This window comes from Kluyvera sp. CHPC 1.2972 (assembly GCF_036759925.1).
Lineage (GTDB): Bacteria > Pseudomonadota > Gammaproteobacteria > Enterobacterales > Enterobacteriaceae > Kluyvera.
Window position 1 is genome coordinate 179629 of sequence record NZ_JAPKIB010000006.1, and the last position, 19341, is coordinate 198969.

Sequence of the window (19341 nt, forward strand, 5' to 3'; positions counted from 1 at the left end):
GGGTTAGCGCTGAGCCGACCCCGGCGGCGCTTTGCCTGGACGGCTACAAAAACAAAAACGCCGGGCAGTTGCCCGGCGTTTTATTTTATCGCTCGCACTTATTTTTTAATCTGTGCGTGCATTTCCTGGACGGAAGTCACTTTGTCTTTGGCATCCGCATTCAACGCCATCGCCGTCGCGAAACCGCCGTTCAGGGTGGTGTCGTAGTGCACTTTGTACTGCAGCGCGCTGCGGCGAATCAGCTTGGAGTCTTCAATCGCCTGACGACCTGCGGTGGTGTTGATGATGTAGGTGTATTCGCCATTCTTGATACGGTCCTGAATGTGCGGACGACCTTCATGCACCTTGTTCACCAGACGCGGGTTGATACCGGCTTCGCCCAGCACAATCGCGGTACCGTGGGTCGCATCCAGCTCGAAGCCCTGTTTCAGCAGCTTAGCGGCCAGGTCAACCACGCGCTCTTTATCGCCTTCGCGAACGGAGAGCAGCGCACGGCCCTGTTTCTTCATGGTGGAGTTGCTGCCCAGCTGTGCCTTGGCGAACGCTTCCGCGAAGGTACGGCCCACGCCCATCACTTCCCCGGTAGAGCGCATTTCTGGCCCTAACAGTGGGTCAACGCCTGGGAATTTGTTGAACGGCAGCACCACTTCTTTCACCGAGTAGTACGGTGGGATGATCTCTTTGGTCACGCCCTGCTCGGTCAGGGTTTTCCCTGCCATCACGCGCGCCGCCACTTTGGCCAGCGGTACGCCGGTTGCTTTGGAGACGAACGGTACGGTACGCGCCGCACGTGGGTTGACTTCAATCAGGTAGACTTCGTTGTCTTTCACCGCAAACTGCACGTTCATCAGGCCGCGTACCTGCAGTTCGAAGGCCAGTTTCTGCACCTGCTCACGCATCACATCCTGAATTTCCTGGCTCAGCGTGTAGGCTGGCAGGGAACACGCGGAGTCACCGGAGTGAACGCCAGCCTGCTCGATGTGCTCCATGATGCCGCCAATCAGCACCATTTCGCCGTCGCAGATAGCGTCGACGTCGACTTCAATCGCGTCATCCAGGAAGCGGTCCAGCAGCACCGGCGCGTCGTTGGATACGCTGACGGCGGTCTGGAAGTAGCGCTTAAGGTCAACTTCGTCATAGACGATTTCCATCGCACGGCCGCCGAGTACGTAGGACGGGCGCACCACCAGCGGGTAGCCAATCTCTTTCGCCTTCTCAACCGCTTGTTCAATCGCGGTCACGGTGGCGTTCGCCGGCTGCTTCAGCTTCAGACGGTCAACCGCATGCTGGAAGCGTTCACGGTCTTCCGCACGGTCGATGGCATCCGGGCTGGTACCGATAACCGGTACGCCTGCGGCTTCCAGTTCACGCGCCAGCTTCAGCGGGGTCTGGCCGCCGTACTGCACGATAACGCCCTTCGGCTTCTCGATGCGCACGATTTCCAGCACGTCTTCCAGGGTGACCGGCTCGAAGTACAGACGGTCGGAAGTGTCGTAGTCGGTAGAGACGGTTTCCGGGTTACAGTTGACCATGATGGTCTCGTAACCGTCTTCGCGCAGCGCCAGTGAGGCGTGTACGCAGCAGTAGTCGAATTCGATCCCCTGACCGATACGGTTCGGGCCGCCGCCGAGGACCATGATTTTATCGCGGTCAACGGACGGGTTGGACTCGCACTCTTCTTCATAAGTGGAGTACATGTAAGCGGTGTCGGTGGCGAATTCCGCCGCACAGGTGTCCACACGCTTGTAGACCGGGTGCAGGTTGTACTGGTCACGCAGCTTGCGGATTTCCGCTTCGCGTACGCCCGCCAGTTTTGCCAGACGCGCATCGGCAAAGCCTTTGCGTTTCAGGTGGAACAGGAAGTCAGCGTCGAGGCCGTTGATGCCCACTTCCGCCACTTTCTCTTCCAGACGTACCAGCTCTTCAATCTGTACCAGGAACCAGCGGTCGATGTTGGTCAGGTTGAACACGCCGTCGACGGAGAGGCCCGCGCGGAAGGCATCGGCGATGTACCAGATACGCTCAGCGCCCGCGTCTTTCAGCTCGCGGCGGATTTTGGTCAGCGCTTCAGGATCGTCGAGGCTCACTTTCGGGTCGAAGCCGGTCGCGCCGACTTCCAGGCCGCGCAGCGCTTTCTGCAGGGATTCCTGCTGCGTGCGGCCAATCGCCATCACTTCACCAACAGATTTCATCTGCGTGGTCAGACGGTCGTTCGCGCCGACAAACTTCTCAAAGTTGAAGCGTGGAATCTTCGTCACAACGTAGTCGATGGACGGTTCGAAGGAGGCCGGAGTACGGCCGCCGGTGATGTCGTTCATCAGTTCGTCGAGGGTGTAACCCACTGCCAGCTTGGCCGCCACTTTCGCAATCGGGAAGCCGGTTGCTTTGGAGGCCAGCGCCGAGGAGCGGGATACGCGCGGGTTCATTTCGATAACAATCAGGCGACCGTCTTTCGGGTTCACCGAGAACTGGACGTTAGAACCGCCGGTTTCGACGCCGATTTCACGCAGTACCGCCATCGAGGCGTTACGCATGATTTGGTATTCTTTGTCGGTCAGGGTCTGCGCGGGCGCCACGGTGATGGAGTCACCGGTGTGGATACCCATCGCATCGAAGTTTTCGATAGAGCAGACGATGATGCAGTTGTCGTTCTTATCACGCACCACTTCCATCTCGTACTCTTTCCAGCCGATCAGTGATTCATCTATCAGCAGCTCGTTGGTTGGCGAGAGGTCCAGGCCGCGTTCGCAGATTTCTTCGAACTCTTCACGGTTGTAGGCGATACCGCCACCTGTGCCGCCCATGGTGAAGCTTGGACGGATGATGCATGGGAAGCCGACGTCAGCAGCAACTGCCAGCGCTTCTTCCATGGTGTGCGCGATACCGGAACGGGCGGTGTCGAGGCCGATTTTCTTCATCGCCACGTCGAAACGGCGGCGGTCTTCTGCTTTATCAATCGCGTCGGCGGTAGCACCAATCATGGTCACGCCGAACTCTTCCAGCACGCCCTGACGCTCCAGTTCCAGCGCGCAGTTCAGCGCGGTCTGGCCGCCCATTGTTGGCAGAACCGCATCCGGACGCTCTTTTTCGATGATTTTGCGTACCACTTCCCAGTGAATCGGCTCGATGTAGGTGGCATCGGCCATTTCCGGGTCGGTCATGATAGTCGCTGGGTTGGAGTTCACCAGAATGACGCGGTAGCCCTCTTCGCGCAGCGCTTTACACGCCTGGGCACCGGAGTAGTCAAACTCACACGCCTGACCGATAACAATCGGGCCCGCGCCCAGAATCAGGATACTTTTTATGTCTGTACGTTTTGGCATGGCTCTTATTACTCCTGATTATTTCGCGGACTGACGGTATTGCTCAATAAGCTCGATAAAGTGGTCGAACAGCGGCGCCGCATCGTGCGGGCCTGGGCTCGCCTCTGGGTGGCCCTGGAAGCTGAACGCCGGTTTATCGGTACGGTGAATCCCCTGCAGGGTACCGTCGAACAGAGATTTGTGGGTCACGCGCAGGTTGGCTGGCATCGACGCTTCATCCACCGCAAAACCGTGGTTCTGCGCGGTGATCATCACCACGTTCTTATCCATGTCTTTCACCGGGTGGTTACCACCGTGGTGACCAAACTTCATCTTGATGGTCTTCGCACCGCTCGCCAGCGCCAGCAGCTGATGGCCGAGGCAGATGCCAAATACCGGCACATCGGTCTGGAGGAATTTTTCAATCGCGTCGATAGCGTAGTCGCACGGTGCCGGGTCGCCAGGGCCGTTAGACAGGAACACGCCGTCTGGATTCATCGCCAGAACTTCTTCGGCGGAGGTTTTCGCTGGCACCACCGTCAGGCGGCAGCCGCGGTCAACCAGCATACGCAGAATATTGCGCTTCGCGCCAAAGTCGTAGGCCACCACGTGGAACGGCAGCTCTTCTTCGGATTTCGCTTCCGGCAGGTCACCCGCCAGCGTCCAGCTACCCTGCGTCCAGCTGTAGGCTTCAGCCGTGGTCACTTCTTTTGCCAGGTCCATCCCATTTAAGCCCGGGAACGCTTTGGCTTTTTCTAAGGCCAGCGTAGCATCCAGGTTATCGCCTGCGATGATGCAGCCGTTCTGAGCGCCCTTCTCGCGCAGCAGTCGCGTCAGCTTACGGGTATCGATATCGGCAATCGCCACAATGTTATGGCGCTTGAGGTAAGAAGAGAGGTCTTCGGTGTTGCGGTAGTTGCTGGCAATCAGCGGCAGGTCGCGAATAACCAGACCCTGAGCGTGAACCTGAGAGGACTCTTCATCGGCGGCGTTGGTGCCGACATTACCAATATGGGGATAAGTAAGGGTGACGATTTGGCGAGAATAGGAAGGATCAGTGAGGATTTCTTGATAACCGGTCATTGAAGTATTGAAAACGACTTCCCCAACCGCCGAACCCGTTGCCCCGATGGCCCGACCGTAAAACTGGGTTCCGTCTTCCAGAACCAATAGCGCTGACTTAATCAAAACACCCTCCAGAGAATATTTACTCGCTTTATTTGCATATTAATGCATAACAATGGCACAAATCAATGCAAATCTGCTTACCGACGTATTTCTGGCAAACGGCGGTATTCTAGAGATAGCCTCGGCAAATGTCTACCTTAAAGGACAATTTTTATTATTATTTTGCGCCACTGATGTGACAGCAAGGCGATAGCCATCAAAAAGATCAACTAACTCATTGTAGAAAACGCTTGCGGAGCAGGAAGAGTGTTAAATTTCACTGAAGGGAGTAAAAAAGTAGACCAGATGGTCAAAATTTACATTTAACCAACACATTTAAGCAGGATAACATCTAAAAATAAGCCCTTCATAAACAAATCATAAAAAAAAGACAAAATAAAAGGGCAATAAAATATTGCCCTCTGTAATCAAGTAATTACGACTACAATAACCACATCACGATGGGTAATAAATACTTATAGCTCATTCAAATTCAGCACATCACGCATATCAAAAAGACCATTTTGCTTTGACTTAAGCCACAAAGCCGATCTTACCGCGCCGTTGGCAAACGTCATGCGGCTGGAAGCCTTATGCGTGATCTCTACACGCTCGCCAATATCAGCAAACATCGCGGTGTGTTCACCGACAATGTCACCGGCGCGAACGGTGGCAAAACCAATGGTGCCCGGCACGCGTTCGCCGGTATAACCTTCACGCGAGTAGACCGCGCACTCTTTTAAATCTTTATCCAGCGCCCCGGCGATCGCTTCGCCCATTGCCAGCGCCGTACCCGATGGCGCATCCACTTTGTGGCGGTGGTGTGCTTCAATAATTTCGATATCGGTATAGTCGCCCATTACCTTTGCCGCTTTCTCCAGCAGCTTGAGCATGACGTTAACGCCAACGCTAAAGTTGGCCGCGAAAACGATCGCAATCTCTTCTGAAGCCTCGCGAATGGCCTGTTTCCCCGCATCGTCAAAGCCGGTGGTGCCAATGACCATGCCTTTACCGTGCTGGCGGCAAAACGCCAGATGCGCCAGCGTGCCTTCCGGGCGGGTAAAATCGATGAACACGTCAAAATCATCTTTTACCGCTTCCAGGCTGCTCTGAACGGTGACGCCAGACTTGCCCGCGCCCGCCAGTTCACCGGCATCGCTGCCCAGTAAAGAAGAGCCTTCACGCTCAAGCGCGGCCCCTAATTGAACCCCTTCCATCGCCAGGGTTGCCTGGATTAACTGCCGTCCCATGCGGCCGCCAGCGCCAGCAATGGCGACGCGGATTTGTGCATCATGCATAGCTATTCTCTTTTGTTAAAATTGCGTAAATCGTTTTCAGAGTAACCAGCCCGCTGCAGGGTCGCCAGCCGAAAACGCCCATAATTAGAATTTAATGATAAACAGAGAGGAATATCAGTAAAAGACATGATTCATCCCGCAGGATGAATCAATAGCATAGGCAGGAAATGAAGTGAAACTTACTCAGAATAGAAAGGACCGGCCGGGAAATGACTTAAAAACCAGGTCACCGCCAGTAAATCCGCGCTACCACCTGGGCTTAAGTTGCGCGCTATCAGCTCGTCATCAAGTTGCTGCATCGCTTCAATTCCACCGTCTACCAGCACCCCGCCCTGCCACAATAATTTTTGCGCCTGCTGCTGAACGTAATTGAGCCCTTCCAGCCCACCGCGGGAAACCAGATTGGTGTCGTCATTCCAGGCCATCAAATGTAATAACGTTTGCAGCAGCGCCAGATTGATATCGTCATGCTCCTGAAGTACACGGTGATAAACGGGCAGCGCCTGCGTTCTGACGGTACGAAAACCGCTCTCCGCCTCGCCGCGCGCCCCCGCCAGCCCGTAACGTAAAAAGTGCAGTTCTCCCTTGCTGAGCTTACCGCCTTTCTCCAGCGACAGTTCCCGCGCCACCATATCCCGGCACAGGCTCGCCACGGTGTCGCAAATATGGTGCTGCGAGAGCGACTCCCCCTGCGCGACGAGGCGGCCTATCACCGTACTGAGCAGCCCGAAGGCAAAAATCGCGCCGCGATGCGTGTTCACGCCGTCGGTCGCCTGCAGCATGTCATTTTCGCAAGCCAGCCCCAGCGGACGAATCATCACCAGTACCATCTGCGGCTCCAGCTTTGCGGTGCTGCTTCCCATCATGAAAAACTTTTCCATCCACGGCGCAATCGCCGCGGTGCTGCGCTCAAAGGCAGCCAGATCCATGTCCCGATGGGCACCGGTATTGCGAATATCCACCAGCCCCGGTTTTGGCGTTAACCGCACTTCAGTCAGCAGCGCACGCGCCACCAGTCCAATAACCTCTTCGGCTTTCAGCGTTACGCTAACTGGCGTATGCCGTTCCGTCACTACGTTCACGCTCATAGCTATCAATCCTTCGTGCAATTTCATCCAACAAGAGGTCGAGAGAGTGCACTCGACCTCGCGCACAGACGTGGGCATTCTCCTGACAAATCAGGCATTGCCGGGCAGGTAGCCCCAGTTCACGACGCGAAAGCGACCGGCCGTCGCTATCAATCACGTCAATATCCCAGAGCCTGCCCAGCGGATGCTGCTGCTCCAGCAACACCAGCTGTCGTTTCAACGCTTTAGCAGGCGCGCAGACCGCCGCCATCCATTCCGGGCCGCTCGGCGCATCCGTGTGCGCTTCCCAGACGGTGACCCATTCCCTCTGCTGACAGACCGCCGTCATCTCACGTTGCGCATACTGCGCAACGCGCTGCCACACGGGGGAGTTTTTGACCGCTCCCGGCGCCACCAGTGAAAATGAGATCAGCGGCAGCCGGTAACAGTCCAGCGCCTGACGCTGACGCGCCGCGCGGCTATCGCGCGCATGGAGCATCGCTTCCAGCGTTACCGGCTGACCACTAGAGAGTAGGTCTGCGCCGTTCATCAGTGTTTCACCTGGCGGATCACGTCGATCACCGAACCATCGCGATAGCGCACCACTGCCACGATTCGGTCGGTAAAGGCAATAGGTTCCGGTTTACCCGTCAGTTGTTCCGCGCGCTGCTGGAGCTGTTCGATGGCCATCAGCGCTACGCCAGCCTGCTTCAGGTTATCAATCAGATCCTGACGCGCCGGGTTCACCGCGATGCCGTGATCGGTGACAAGCACATCGACGCTCGCCCCTGGCGTGACGGTAGTCAGCACCTTCTCCACCACGCAAGGAATGCGCCCGCGCACCAGCGGTGCGGTAATAATGGTGAGGTCGGCCCCAGCCGCCGTGTCGCTATGCCCGCCGGACGCGCCGCGCAGCACGCCGTTCGAACCGGTCATCACGTTCACGTTGTAGTTCACGTCAATTTCCAGCGCGCTGAGCATCACGACGTTCAGCCGTTCGCATGCCGCCCCTTTGGAGCCAGGGTTAGCGTACTGGTTGGTGGAAATCTCAATGTGATTAGGGTTTTGCGCCAAAGACCGCGCGGCATCGCCGTCAAAGGATTGGGTATCGAGCAGCGCTTTGATCAGCCCCTTCTCATGCAGATCCACCATCGTGCCGGTGATCCCACCAAGGCCGAAGCTGGCGGTAATATTGTGGCGACGCATTTTATCTTCGAGGAAGCGCGTCACTGCCAGCGACGCGCCGCCGGTACCGGTCTGCAGGGAAAAGCCGTCGTTAAAATAGCCCGAATGTTCAATCACCTGCGCCGCCTGACGCGCGATCAGCAGCTCGCGTGGGTTGCTGGACAGGCGAATCGCCCCCGCGGTGATCTTCGCCGGATCGCCCACTTCATCGACCTGAACAATATAATCCACCTGATCCTGCGCAATGCTCGCCGGATAGTTCGGGTATGCCACCCACTCTTCCGTTAGCAGCACCACACAGTTGGCATGTTCGGCATCAACCTGCGCATAGCCCAGCGAGCCGCAGCGCGATTTACCGCTAAAGCCGTTCGCGTTGCCGAACTCATCGCAGCACGGTACGCCGAGGAAAGCGACATCGATATTCAGTTCACCGCTCTGGATAAGCTTCACGCGCCCACCGTGAGAGTGGATCTGCACCGGATTTTCCATCAACCCGGCGGAGATCTCCTCACCTAGCTGGCCGCGCAGCCCGGAGGTGTAGATCTGGCGGATCACGCCATTTTTAATATGCTCGATAAGCGGCCAGTGCGCGTCAATCAGGGAACTGGAGGCGAGCGTTAGATCGCGAAAACCCATTTCCGAGAGCTTCGCCATCACCATATTGACGACTTTATCACCACCGCGAAACGCGTGGTGGAAGGACACGGTCATGCCATTTTTAAGCCCGGAGCGACGAATCGCCTCTTCTAATGAGTCGCATACCTTGCGCTGGCGCTTTTCGTTTTCGCAGGCCAGCCACGGGCTATTGTGGGTCACGCCCTGGTATGGCTGTAATCCTTCCGGCACGACGTATTGCTGTTCCAGCATGTTGATTGTCTCTTTCATGGTTCCCTCCTTAATCACGAATGCCGGAAGCCGACAGCGCCACCACTTTGCGAGCGTGGTCGATAATCGGGCCGTCGATCATTTTGCCGTTCAGCGACACGACGCCAAGGCCTCGGGACTCCGCCTCTTCGGCTGCGGCAATCACTTCCCGCGCATGCTCCACCTCTTTTAAGGTCGGTGAATAAGCCTGATGCAGCAGCTCAATCTGGCGCGGGTTCACCAGCGATTTGCCGTTAAACCCGAGCCCCTTAGCCAGCTGAACCTCTTTGAGGAACCCTTCTTCATTGTTGATATCTGACCAGACCACGTCATAGGCGGCGATACCGCCTACGCGGGCGGCGTGCAGCACGGCGCAGCGCGCGTAAAACAGTTCGGTGCCGTCGCCACGGCAGGTGCCCATATCCATCACGTAATCGAAGGCCGCCAGGGCAATCGCCACCATGCGTGGGCTGGAGGTGGCAATCTCCACCGCGTTCACCACGCCCAGCGCTGATTCAATCGCCGCCATCAGTTTGGTGCTGCCTACTTCACGCCCGCATTCGCGCTCAATGCGCTCAACGTGGGCTTCCAGCTCAAGCACATCCTCTTTACGGTCAGTTTTTGGCAGACGGACAATATCCACGCCAGCGCGGACGACGGCTTCCAGGTCGGCCAGGCCAAACGGTGTGTTTAGCGGGTTAATGCGCACCACTTTCTCAACGTCTCGATAGAAAGGATGCTGTAGGGCGTGGTGTACCAACAGACGAGCGGTGTCCTTTTCGCGCAGCGAAACGGCATCTTCCAGGTCAAACATTACCGCGTCGGCGCCGTAGACAAATGAGGTACTCAGCATGGCGGCATTCGCGCCGGGGATAAACAGCATACTGCGACGAGGTTTCATAGCGCACTCCATTGAATGTCGGTCTGCTCAGCCGCGCGCAGCGCTGCCGCCTGTACCCTGGCCCGCAAAATGCACTCCAGCGCCCCTTTGTCATCGACGCTGACCTGCGCACGTTCGACCCCCAGTTTCTCCAGCGTTTCGCGAACTACGCTTTCAATCGCCGCGCCAAACTGCTGCTTCACCAGGCTCTCCAGCTCCAGCCGGATACCCGGCTCGGAGGAAGGGCCAATCCTGACCATTACATCGCTGGATTCCAGCGTGCCGGCCAGGGCATCCTTAATGATTTCCATAGGTTATGTTCCTTGTTAACGGTATTACGTCATGCGGTTTCAGTCTGTTCAGCGGCAAGGCGCTGTAAAAAAGCCAGCGTCCCGGCGGGCACCAGCGCACTCACCGCTCGCCAGTCACGTTCGGCGTAGAGCTTTCTGACCCGCGAGGCAGAAACGGGAGCCCCCCCTTTCTCCATACGCGCCAGCTCCACCACCTCAATTGCCGGGCCGCGACCGTGCGCTGAGCCCAGAATGTCGTGCATTCGCTGGTTGTATGCGCGCGTCAGAGGGCAGAACGGCTCGTTGCCGACAAAGCGGTGGGTAATGCCCAGCGCAGGCGCCAGATGTTCGCGAAATAGCTGAAGATCAATCTGGCTGTGGCAACCGTCCACCGCCCCCTTTTCTTTGAGGAAGTAGCCTGGGAAGGTCGCTCGCGAAATCAGGTAGGCGGAACCAGGGTGAAGCGTGAGGTTCTCGATGCCGCCGACCCCTTGTTCGATCAGCGCCCAGCGGTCGGTGTAACGAAACTGCGAGGCGTCTTCTTTCACCACAAACAGATGCAGCCAATCACAGCGCGCCGCCGCTTGTTCAATCAGATAGCGATGGCCGAGCGTAAAGGGATTGGCGTTCATCACGATGGCGCCAATGGTCTTTCCCGGCTGACGATAGAGCGCCAGTTGGCGGCAAAAGCGGGCCAGCCGCTCGCTGCTGTTTTCCATCAACACCGCCAGCGTCCCCGCCTGTGCGATGGGCCAGAAACCCGCGCCGGAAAACAGCACGCTATTTTCTGGTTTGGTAAACAGAAACAGTTCGCTGCGATTGAGTTCATAGGCCAGCGTGAGCAGTTCGGTCAGCAGCTTCAGGCTCAGCCCTTCGCCCTGCAAGATGGGAGAGACGGCGATGCATTTGAGTACGTTGCCAGCGATAGCGCCGCAGCCCACAATGTCGTTTTGCCACTCGGCGCACACCACCACTTCACAATCGGCTTCCAGAGAGAGCCCGGCCTGCTTCAGAAAGCTCGCCACCGCCTGGCGGCGCGTTTCATCTTTCTGCGGATAAATACGTTTAAACGTTAGATTCATTATTCTGCGTCCGTAAGCAAATAACGCCGCATATTTCGCCAGCGTTTACGCTATTCGTCTGGAATAGAAATCACATTTCCCATGCTAGTTTTATTACCTTTATGGTTTTTATGTTCTTAATTAAAGAGGAAAATAAAAATAATTAAATTAATAAAAAACACCACCGTTCAGTGAACATAATCACATCTCATCGGGAATTGAATTTATTAATATGCGCGGCGTTACCTCTCACGATAAACAGGATGATGTTTATGACTAACATGACCCAAACTCCCGCTGCGGAGAAGAAGGGCGCGCGCGACCTGCTGGGATTTAAAATCTTCGGCATGTCGTTACCGCTTTACGCGTTTGCTTTAATTACGCTATTACTTTCACACTTTTATAACGCCCTCCCCGATGACTTAGTTGGCGGCTTTTCCATTATGTTTATTATCGGCGCCATTTTTGGCGAAATAGGGAAGCGCCTGCCAATATTTAATAAATATATTGGCGGCGCACCAGTAATGATATTCCTGGTTGCCGCCTACTTTGTTTATGCCGGCATTTTCACGCAGAAAGAGATTGATGCGATTAGCAACATCATGGATAAGAGTAACTTCCTTAACCTGTTTATTGCGGTGCTGATTACCGGCGCGATTCTGTCGGTTAACCGCAAGCTGCTGCTGAAATCACTGCTCGGCTATATTCCAACCATTCTGACCGGGATCGCAGGTGCCGCCCTTTTTGGGATCGCCATTGGTCTGTGCTTCGGTATTCCGGTTGACCGCATCATGATGCTGTACGTGCTGCCAATTATGGGCGGCGGTAACGGCGCGGGCGCGGTACCGCTGTCTGAAATCTACCATTCCGTCACCGGGCGCTCCCGCGAAGAGTACTACTCTACCGCCATCGCCATTCTGACCATCGCCAATATCTTTGCCATTATCTTTGCTGCATTCCTCGATATCGTTGGTAAAAAATACACCTGGCTTAGCGGTGAAGGTGAGCTGGTACGTAAAGCCTCGTTCAAAACTGAAGACGATGAAAAAGCGGGCCAGATCACCCACCGTGAAACGGCTATTGGCCTGGTGTTATCCACCACCTGCTTCCTGCTGGCTTACGTTGTCGCCAAAAAGATCCTGCCCAGCATTGGCGGCGTATCTATCCACTATTTCGCCTGGATGGTACTGATCGTCGCGGCTCTGAACGCCTCTGGCCTGTGCTCACCAGAGATCAAAGCCGGTGCTAAACGTCTTTCCGACTTCTTCTCCAAACAGCTGCTGTGGGTGCTGATGGTTGGTGTCGGCGTTTGCTATACCGACCTGCAGGAAATCATTGATGCGCTGACCTTTGCGAACGTGGTGATTGCGGCGGTTATCGTGGTCGGTGCCGTTATCGGTGCCGCAATTGGCGGCTGGCTGATTGGCTTCTACCCTATCGAATCGTCCATTACCGCAGGCCTGTGTATGGCGAACCGCGGCGGTTCCGGCGACCTGGAAGTGCTTTCCGCCTGTAACCGTATGAATCTTATCTCCTATGCACAAATCTCCTCCCGTCTGGGCGGCGGTATTGTGCTGGTCATCGCCAGCATCGTGTTCAGCATGATGGTGTAATCAATATGCACGGCGGTGTTCGTGTTGCCAATGCCAAAGTGAACGTAGAGGCCAGAGCCGGGGGCGGCCGAGGGAAATCCACTCTACGACTCCTTAGCCGGATTCATGAGGCATTGGTCAACACCGGCACCGCCGTGCCCTTGTTCTGGATAATCATTTATGGCTGCTGCCGTACTGCTGGGTGAAGGCTTCACCCTGATGTCTATGGGGATGGGATTCGTGCTGGCGTTTCTGTTCCTGCTTATTTTCGCTATCCGCATGATGTCCACCGCCATCGCCCGTTTTTTCCCCGAGCCCGCCGCCACTCCCGCGCCGCGCGCCGTGCCCGTCGTGGACGACTTCACCCGCTTAAAGCCGGTGATTGCCGCGGCCATTCACCATCACCGTCTTAACGCTTAAGTTCCGGAGGGAACCATGACTCTCGCGATTACCGATGTCGTCCTGCGCGACGCCCACCAGTCCCTGTTTGCCACCCGTCTGCGCCTTGATGACATGCTGCCCATTGCCGCTCAGCTTGATGACGTCGGCTACGGCTCGCTCGAATGCTGGGGCGGCGCCACCTTTGACGCCTGCATCCGCTTCCTCGGCGAAGACCCGTGGCTGCGCCTGCGCGAGCTGAAAAAAGCCATGCCGAAGACCCCGCTGCAGATGCTGCTGCGCGGGCAGAACCTGCTCGGTTACCGTCACTATGCCGACGATGTGGTGGAGCGCTTTGTCGAGCGGGCGGTGAAAAACGGCATGGACGTGTTCCGCGTTTTCGATGCCATGAACGACCCGCGCAATATGAAAGCCGCCCTGCAGGCGGTGCGCAGCCACGGCGCGCATGCCCAGGGCACGCTCTCCTACACCACCAGCCCGGTGCACACCCTGCAGACCTGGCTGGACCTGACCGAACAGCTGCTGGAAACCGGCGTTGACTCCATCGCTATCAAAGATATGTCCGGCATCCTGACCCCGATGGCGGCCTATGAGCTGGTCAGCGAAATCAAAAAACGCTACGACGTACGGCTGCACCTGCACTGCCACGCCACCACCGGGATGGCGGAGATGGCGCTGCTGAAAGCCATTGAAGCCGGCGTTGACGGTGTGGATACCGCCATCTCTTCGATGAGCGCCACCTACGGCCACCCGGCTACCGAAGCGCTGGTCGCCACGCTGGCCGGCACTGCCCATGACACCGGGCTCGACATTAACAAACTGGAAAATATCGCCGCCTATTTCCGCGAGGTGCGCAGGAAATACCACGCCTTTGAAGGCCAGCTGAAAGGCTATGATAGCCGCATTCTGGTGGCGCAGGTGCCGGGCGGGATGCTGACCAACCTGGAAAGCCAGCTGAAGCAGCAGAACGCGGCGGACAAGCTTGACCTGGTGCTGGCGGAAATCCCCCGCGTGCGCGAAGACCTCGGCTTTATTCCACTGGTGACCCCGACCTCGCAGATTGTCGGCACCCAGGCGGTGCTCAACGTGCTGACCGGCGAGCGCTACAAAACCATCGCCAGAGAGACGGCGGGCATTCTGAAAGGTGAATACGGCCGCTCCCCGGCCCCGGTGAACGCCGCGCTGCAGGCGAAGGTGCTTGACGGCGCGCAGGCCATCACCTGCCGCCCGGCGGACCTGCTGAAGCCGGAGCTGGCGGCGCTGGAAGCGGACATCACCCGTCAGGCGCAGGAGAAGGGGATTCCGCTGGCGGATAACGCCATCGACGACGTGCTGACCGTGGCGCTGTTCCCGCAGCCGGGCATGAAGTTCCTCGAAAATCGCCACAACCCGGCGGCGTTTGAACCGCTGCCGCAGGTGGAGCGCGCGAAGCCCGCCCCGGCAGAAAAACCATCCTCCGCCGGTATCTACACCGTGGAAGTGGAAGGTAAAGCCTTTGTGGTGAAGGTCAGTGACGGCGGCGATATCAGCCAGCTGACAACCACGACCGCCGCGCCGGTTGCAGCCCCGGCTCCGGCGGGCGCAGGTACTCCGGTTGCCGCCCCGCTGGCAGGCAACATCTGGAAAGTGGTGGCGACCGAAGGCCAGCACGTGGCGGAAGGCGACGTGTTGTTGATTCTGGAAGCGATGAAGATGGAAACCGACATCCGCGCTGCGCAGGCCGGAACGGTGCATGGCATTGCGGTGAAAGCCGGGGATGCAGTCGCGGTCGGCGACACCCTGATGACGCTGGCATAACGGAGAGGACGAATGGAAAGTCTGAACGCCCTGTTCCAGGGCATGGGGCTGATGCACCTTGGCGCCGGCCAGGCCATCATGCTGCTGGTCAGCCTGCTGCTGCTGTGGCTGGCGATTGCGAAGAAGTTTGAGCCGCTGCTGCTGCTGCCGATTGGCTTCGGCGGCCTGCTCTCCAACATCCCGGAAGCGGGCATGGCGCTGACCGCGCTGGAGAGCCTGCTGGCCCATCACGACGCCGGACAGCTGGCGGTGATTGCAGCGAAGCTCAACTGCGCGGCGGACGTACACGCCATTAAAGAGGCGTTAGCGCTGGCGCTGCCGTCAGTGCAGAGCCAGATGGAGAATCTGGCGGTGGACATGGGCTACACGCCGGGCGTGCTGGCGCTGTTCTACAAAGTGGCGATTGGCTCCGGCGTGGCGCCGCTGGTTATCTTTATGGGCGTCGGCGCGATGACCGACTTCGGCCCGCTGCTGGCGAACCCGCGCACCCTGCTGCTCGGCGCGGCGGCGCAGTTCGGCATCTTCGCCACCGTGCTGGGTGCACTGACGCTGAACTACTTCGGCATCATCCCCTTCACCCTGCCGCAGGCGGCGGCGATTGGCATCATCGGCGGCGCGGATGGCCCGACGGCGATTTACCTCTCCAGCAAGCTGGCCCCGGAACTGCTGGGGGCGATTGCGGTGGCGGCCTACTCCTATATGGCGCTGGTGCCGCTGATTCAGCCGCCGATTATGAAGCTGCTGACCAGCGAAACGGAGCGGAAAATCCGCATGGTGCAGCTGCGTACGGTCAGCAAGCGGGAGAAAATTCTTTTCCCGGTGGTGCTGTTGCTGCTGGTAGCGCTGCTGCTGCCGGACGCAGCGCCACTGCTGGGGATGTTCTGCTTCGGCAACCTGATGCGGGAAAGCGGGGTGGTGGAGCGTCTGAGCGACACGGTGCAGAACGGGCTGATTAATATCGTGACGATATTCCTCGGGCTGTCAGTGGGGGCGAAGCTGGTGGCGGATAAATTCCTGCAGCCGCAGACGCTGGGCATTCTGCTGCTGGGGGTGATTGCGTTTGGCATCGGGACGGCGGCTGGCGTACTGATGGCGAAACTGATGAACCTGTTCAGCGCGAACAAAATCAATCCGCTTATCGGCTCGGCGGGGGTCTCGGCAGTGCCGATGGCGGCACGTGTCTCGAACAAGGTAGGGCTGGAGTCGGACGCGCAGAACTTCCTGCTGATGCACGCCATGGGGCCGAACGTAGCCGGGGTGATTGGCTCGGCGATAGCCGCAGGCGTGATGCTGAAGTACGTAATGGCGATGTAATTTACGTTGGGATACGCGTGGCGTATCCCATTTTCATCCCAATGTAATCTGAAAAAAAAGCAAATATGAACTGGCTCAGGAACCGTATGTCCCGAATGTCGGAATATCTCCTTTTTAAATATATACACCTCCCTATGTTTATCCGAAAAATGGCCCTGTGGTTTTCCCGATGTTCCTTCCAGAATCGCATCTTTCTGCTGATCTTATTTACCTCAACGGTGGTGATGCTGGCGATGTCCTGGTACCTCACCAACATCACTAAAGACCGATTGCACTATCAGGTCGGCCAGCGCGCGCTGATTCAGGCGATGCAGATCTCGGCAATGCCCGAACTGGTTGAAGCCGTGCAGCACAACGATCTTGCGCGGATAAAGGCGCTCATCGACCCAATGCGATCGTTTTCCGATGCCACTTACATCACGGTTGGAGACGAAAAAGGCCAGCGCCTTTACCATGTGAATCCCGATGAGATTGGTAAATATATGGAAGGGGGAGACAGCGATGAGGCGCTGTTTAATGCCAAAAGCTACGTCTCCGTTCGTGAAGGATCGTTAGGGTCATCGCTGCGCGGCAAGTCGCCTATTCAGGATCAAACCGGCAAGGTCATTGGCATCGTGTCCGTCGGCTATACCATCGATCAGTTGGAAAACTGGCTCAATCTCCAGATTGGATCGTTTATGTTTCCCATGGCCGTCTTACTGCTATTGCTCCTCTACTGTGCCAGACGGTTTTCCCTGCACATTAAAAAACAGATGTTGAATATGGAGCCGCAGCAGCTTTCGCAGTTGCTCATCCAGCAAAGCGTATTATTTGAGTCGGTTTTTGAGGGGCTTATCGCTATCGACTCGTTTCACCGCATTACCGCCATTAACCAGACGGCACGGCGAATGCTGAACCTTAGCCAGCCAGAGGCCGAGCTGATTGGGCAAGCAATAGATAGCGTGGTGACGCCTGAAACCTTTTTTTATGATGCGCAGCAGAAGAACAAAAAAGATGAGATTGTGACGTTTAATGACGTCAAAGTGATTGCCAGCCGCATGGCCGTTATCTTAGACAGCCAGCCGCAGGGATGGGTAATCAGCTTTCGCAGCAAAGATGATATCAACACCCTCAGCCTGCAATTAAGCCAGATTCAGCAGTACGCCGACAACCTGCGCGCCGTTCAGCACGAGCACCGCAACCTGATTTCCACCATCGCCGGGCTGCTTTTCCTCAAGCGCTACGATAACGCGTTGGCGCTAATTCAGCAGCAGTCTGAGAGCCACCAGAAAGTGCTCGATTTTATTGCCCACAACTTTAAAGACCACCACCTCGCCGGTTTACTGATTGGCAAATATTACCGCGCGAAGGAGCTGGGTCTGGAACTGGTTTTCGACCCCGCCTGCTACGTCGAGCAGCTACCGCTATCACTCTCTCATAACGAATGGATCTCCATTGTCGGCAACTTACTGGATAATGCCTACAACGCCACCCTGCTCAATCAGGCGGGCGCACGCCAGATCGAATGTCTGATCAACAGCGAAGGCAGCGAGGTGATCATCGAAGTCGCCGATCAGGGTATCGGCATTGATGAAGATATCCGCCAGCATATTTTTGAACGCGGCGTGACCAGCCGTGACAGCGGCGATCACGGCATCGGTTTATGGTTAGTTCGCAGCTACGTCGAGCAGGCTAACGGCAACATTATTATTGATAACAATAGCCCTTACGGCACCATTTTTACCCTCTACCTACCCTTTACCAGAGACGAACATCATGGATAGCATTACGACGCTGATTATTGAAGATGAGCCGATGCTGGCGGAAATACTGGTGGATACCATCAAGCAGTCACCGCAATTTCAGGTCATCGGCGTGGCCGATAAAGTGGAAAGCGCCAAAAAGCAGATTCGCCTGTATCAACCCGATCTGATCCTGCTGGATAACTTCCTACCCGATGGTAAAGGCATTGATTTAATTCGCCATACGATCAACACACAGTACACCGGGCGGATTATATTTCTCACCGCCGATAACCATATGGATACCATCAGCGAAGCATTGCGACTGGGGGTGTTTGATTATCTGATTAAGCCAGTGCACTACCAGCGATTACAGCATACGCTGGAACGCTTTGCCCGCTATCGTGGCTCGTTACGCTCCAGTGAGCAGGCGAACCAAACCCACGTTGATGCACTTTTTAATATTCAGGCCAAAGAGCAGATAGCGGAGCCCTCCTCAGGGCTGCGCGGTATCGATGAAAACACCTTCAACCGCGTACTGCAGATATTTTCCGACCCGCGCACGGTGCACACCGCCGACTCGTTAGCGCGGATCCTCGGCAGCAGTAAGACCACCGCCAGACGCTATCTGGAGCAAGGCGTGAAGAACGATCAGCTGGAGGCGGAGATCAGCTATGGCAAAGTCGGCAGGCCAGAGCGCATCTATCGCGGCAAGATTCCAGAACTATGATCCCAGCGTGTAGTTGACGATCATCTGCCCCTTTTTCATCTTCACCTGGGTAATCGTGACCGGCCCAATCTCAGAAAGATGGGCAACGTGCGTTCCTCCACACGGGTAAGCCGGGAGATGGCCAAAGCCAACCTGTCGTAGTCCGTCAGCGAACGTCACCTGACGGGCGAGATTTTCCGCCTGCCAGGCGCTGATTTTCGCCAGAAGCGACGGCGCATCCGGCAACGTGGCGTTGTCCTCCGCGGCGAAAGTAATACGCCCCTCATTGGGCCAATGGTGCGCTTTGATCGGATGCCAGCCGTACTCTGTCCCCGCCAGGCCGATCAGATGCCCCGCAGAATGCAGCCGAGCGTGCAGCTTGCGCTGCGCCGCATCCACACGCAGATTCACTGCCCCGGAGGATAACGGTTTTGCCACCATATGCAGCACGTCGTCACCGCGCGCAAGCACCGCTTCAACCGGTTCATCATCAATCCAGCCCACGTCGGCAGGCTGCCCGCCGCCCTGCGGGTGAAACAGCGTGCTATCCAGCACCACCGCGTACCGCCCGTCCGGCTCAGGCGTACAGCTCAGTACGTTAGCCCGGCCTTCAGTATCATCGCAGGTGTAATAAAGACGTTCAGTCATGGTTGTTCTCCTCTTAATGAGAAGAGTATATTCACTTTATCAACGGC

16 protein-coding genes are annotated in these 19341 nt (G+C 56.8%); 6 read left to right on the forward strand and 10 right to left on the reverse strand.

The annotated features are described in order from the left end of the window. Nucleotides 1-98 precede the first annotated feature (98 nt). From carB to citC, 9 genes are all read right to left on the reverse strand, one after another. Nucleotides 99-3323, reverse strand: a complete 3225-nt coding sequence (carB, locus tag V6944_RS12375) for a carbamoyl-phosphate synthase large subunit (RefSeq protein ID WP_333496027.1) — start codon at nt 3321-3323, stop codon at nt 99-101. A gap of 18 nt (nt 3324-3341) precedes the next feature. Continuing rightward, nucleotides 3342-4490 carry a glutamine-hydrolyzing carbamoyl-phosphate synthase small subunit gene (gene carA / locus V6944_RS12380; RefSeq protein ID WP_333499162.1) on the reverse strand — a complete coding sequence of 383 codons (1149 nt, stop codon included), beginning with the start codon at nt 4488-4490 and terminating at the stop codon, nt 3342-3344. Nucleotides 4491-4945: 455 nt separating this feature from the next. Then, entirely contained in the window at nt 4946-5767 is an 822-nt protein-coding gene (dapB, locus tag V6944_RS12385) for a 4-hydroxy-tetrahydrodipicolinate reductase (RefSeq protein WP_333499163.1), read from the reverse strand. 179 nt (nt 5768-5946) lie between these two features. Then, nucleotides 5947-6855 (reverse strand): triphosphoribosyl-dephospho-CoA synthase CitG, encoded by a 909-nt coding sequence (gene citG, locus V6944_RS12390; RefSeq protein WP_333499164.1) that lies wholly within the window; start codon nt 6853-6855, stop codon nt 5947-5949. After that, nucleotides 6815-7384 (reverse strand): citrate lyase holo-[acyl-carrier protein] synthase, encoded by a 570-nt coding sequence (gene citX / locus V6944_RS12395; RefSeq protein WP_333499165.1) that lies wholly within the window; start codon nt 7382-7384, stop codon nt 6815-6817. The genes citG and citX overlap by 41 nt, the downstream gene beginning before the upstream one ends. Then, nucleotides 7384-8904 carry a citrate lyase subunit alpha gene (gene citF / locus V6944_RS12400; RefSeq protein WP_333499166.1) on the reverse strand — a complete coding sequence of 507 codons (1521 nt, stop codon included), beginning with the start codon at nt 8902-8904 and terminating at the stop codon, nt 7384-7386. The genes citX and citF overlap by 1 nt, the downstream gene beginning before the upstream one ends. Nucleotides 8905-8914: 10 nt before the next feature. Further along, a complete protein-coding gene (gene citE, locus V6944_RS12405) occupies nt 8915-9784 on the reverse strand; it encodes a citrate (pro-3S)-lyase subunit beta (protein ID WP_333499167.1) in 870 nt (289 codons plus the stop codon). Further along, nucleotides 9781-10074: a citrate lyase acyl carrier protein gene (citD, locus tag V6944_RS12410; RefSeq protein WP_333499168.1), complete on the reverse strand. Its 294-nt coding sequence runs from the start codon at nt 10072-10074 to the stop codon at nt 9781-9783. Before citD ends, citE begins: the two co-directional genes overlap by 4 nt. 29 nt (nt 10075-10103) lie before the next feature. Then, nucleotides 10104-11135, reverse strand: coding sequence for a [citrate (pro-3S)-lyase] ligase (gene citC, locus V6944_RS12415; protein WP_333499169.1), 1032 nt, complete (start codon nt 11133-11135; stop codon nt 10104-10106). Between the two features lie 251 nt (nt 11136-11386). Here citC and citS point away from each other — a divergent pair, with 251 nt between their 5' ends. The 6 genes from citS (at nt 11387) to citB (ending at nt 18667) form a co-directional block, all read left to right on the forward strand. Beyond that, a complete protein-coding gene (gene citS, locus V6944_RS12420) occupies nt 11387-12727 on the forward strand; it encodes a citrate/sodium symporter CitS (RefSeq protein WP_333499170.1) in 1341 nt (446 codons plus the stop codon). A 159-nt stretch (nt 12728-12886) separates the two neighbouring features. Beyond that, a complete protein-coding gene (locus V6944_RS12425) occupies nt 12887-13126 on the forward strand; it encodes an oxaloacetate decarboxylase subunit gamma (protein ID WP_333499171.1) in 240 nt (79 codons plus the stop codon). 15 nt (nt 13127-13141) lie between these two features. After that, nucleotides 13142-14902: a sodium-extruding oxaloacetate decarboxylase subunit alpha gene (oadA, locus tag V6944_RS12430; protein WP_333499172.1), complete on the forward strand. Its 1761-nt coding sequence runs from the start codon at nt 13142-13144 to the stop codon at nt 14900-14902. A gap of 12 nt (nt 14903-14914) precedes the next feature. Then, entirely contained in the window at nt 14915-16216 is a 1302-nt protein-coding gene (locus V6944_RS12435; protein ID WP_333499173.1) for an oxalacetate decarboxylase subunit beta, read from the forward strand. A 134-nt stretch (nt 16217-16350) separates the two neighbouring features. After that, nucleotides 16351-17979: a citrate sensor histidine kinase CitA gene (gene citA / locus V6944_RS12440; RefSeq protein WP_333499174.1), complete on the forward strand. Its 1629-nt coding sequence runs from the start codon at nt 16351-16353 to the stop codon at nt 17977-17979. Beyond that, entirely contained in the window at nt 17972-18667 is a 696-nt protein-coding gene (gene citB / locus V6944_RS12445; protein ID WP_333499175.1) for a citrate response regulator transcription factor CitB, read from the forward strand. Before citA ends, citB begins: the two co-directional genes overlap by 8 nt. Here the strand turns inward: citB and V6944_RS12450 are convergent. After that, nucleotides 18662-19294: an alanyl-tRNA editing protein gene (locus V6944_RS12450; protein ID WP_333499176.1), complete on the reverse strand. Its 633-nt coding sequence runs from the start codon at nt 19292-19294 to the stop codon at nt 18662-18664. The genes citB and V6944_RS12450 overlap by 6 nt on opposite strands. Nucleotides 19295-19341 lie beyond the last annotated feature (47 nt).

Bases quoted from the DNA above. Each gene is read 5' to 3' on its own strand.
- carB (WP_333496027.1), bottom strand. From the start codon at position 3,323: ATGCCAAAACGTACAGACATAAAAAGTATCCTGATTCTGGGCGCGGGC.
- dapB (WP_333499163.1), bottom strand. From the start codon at position 5,767: ATGCATGATGCACAAATCCGCGTCGCCATTGCTGGCGCTGGCGGCCGC.
- citG (WP_333499164.1), bottom strand. From the start codon at position 6,855: ATGAGCGTGAACGTAGTGACGGAACGGCATACGCCAGTTAGCGTAACG.
- citX (WP_333499165.1), bottom strand. From the start codon at position 7,384: ATGAACGGCGCAGACCTACTCTCTAGTGGTCAGCCGGTAACGCTGGAA.
- citF (WP_333499166.1), bottom strand. From the start codon at position 8,904: ATGAAAGAGACAATCAACATGCTGGAACAGCAATACGTCGTGCCGGAA.
- citE (WP_333499167.1), bottom strand. From the start codon at position 9,784: ATGAAACCTCGTCGCAGTATGCTGTTTATCCCCGGCGCGAATGCCGCC.
- citD (WP_333499168.1), bottom strand. From the start codon at position 10,074: ATGGAAATCATTAAGGATGCCCTGGCCGGCACGCTGGAATCCAGCGAT.
- citC (WP_333499169.1), bottom strand. From the start codon at position 11,135: ATGAATCTAACGTTTAAACGTATTTATCCGCAGAAAGATGAAACGCGC.
- citS (WP_333499170.1), top strand. From the start codon at position 11,387: ATGACTAACATGACCCAAACTCCCGCTGCGGAGAAGAAGGGCGCGCGC.
- V6944_RS12425 (WP_333499171.1), top strand. From the start codon at position 12,887: ATGGCTGCTGCCGTACTGCTGGGTGAAGGCTTCACCCTGATGTCTATG.
- oadA (WP_333499172.1), top strand. From the start codon at position 13,142: ATGACTCTCGCGATTACCGATGTCGTCCTGCGCGACGCCCACCAGTCC.
- V6944_RS12435 (WP_333499173.1), top strand. From the start codon at position 14,915: ATGGAAAGTCTGAACGCCCTGTTCCAGGGCATGGGGCTGATGCACCTT.
- citA (WP_333499174.1), top strand. From the start codon at position 16,351: ATGTTTATCCGAAAAATGGCCCTGTGGTTTTCCCGATGTTCCTTCCAG.
- citB (WP_333499175.1), top strand. From the start codon at position 17,972: ATGGATAGCATTACGACGCTGATTATTGAAGATGAGCCGATGCTGGCG.
- V6944_RS12450 (WP_333499176.1), bottom strand. From the start codon at position 19,294: ATGACTGAACGTCTTTATTACACCTGCGATGATACTGAAGGCCGGGCT.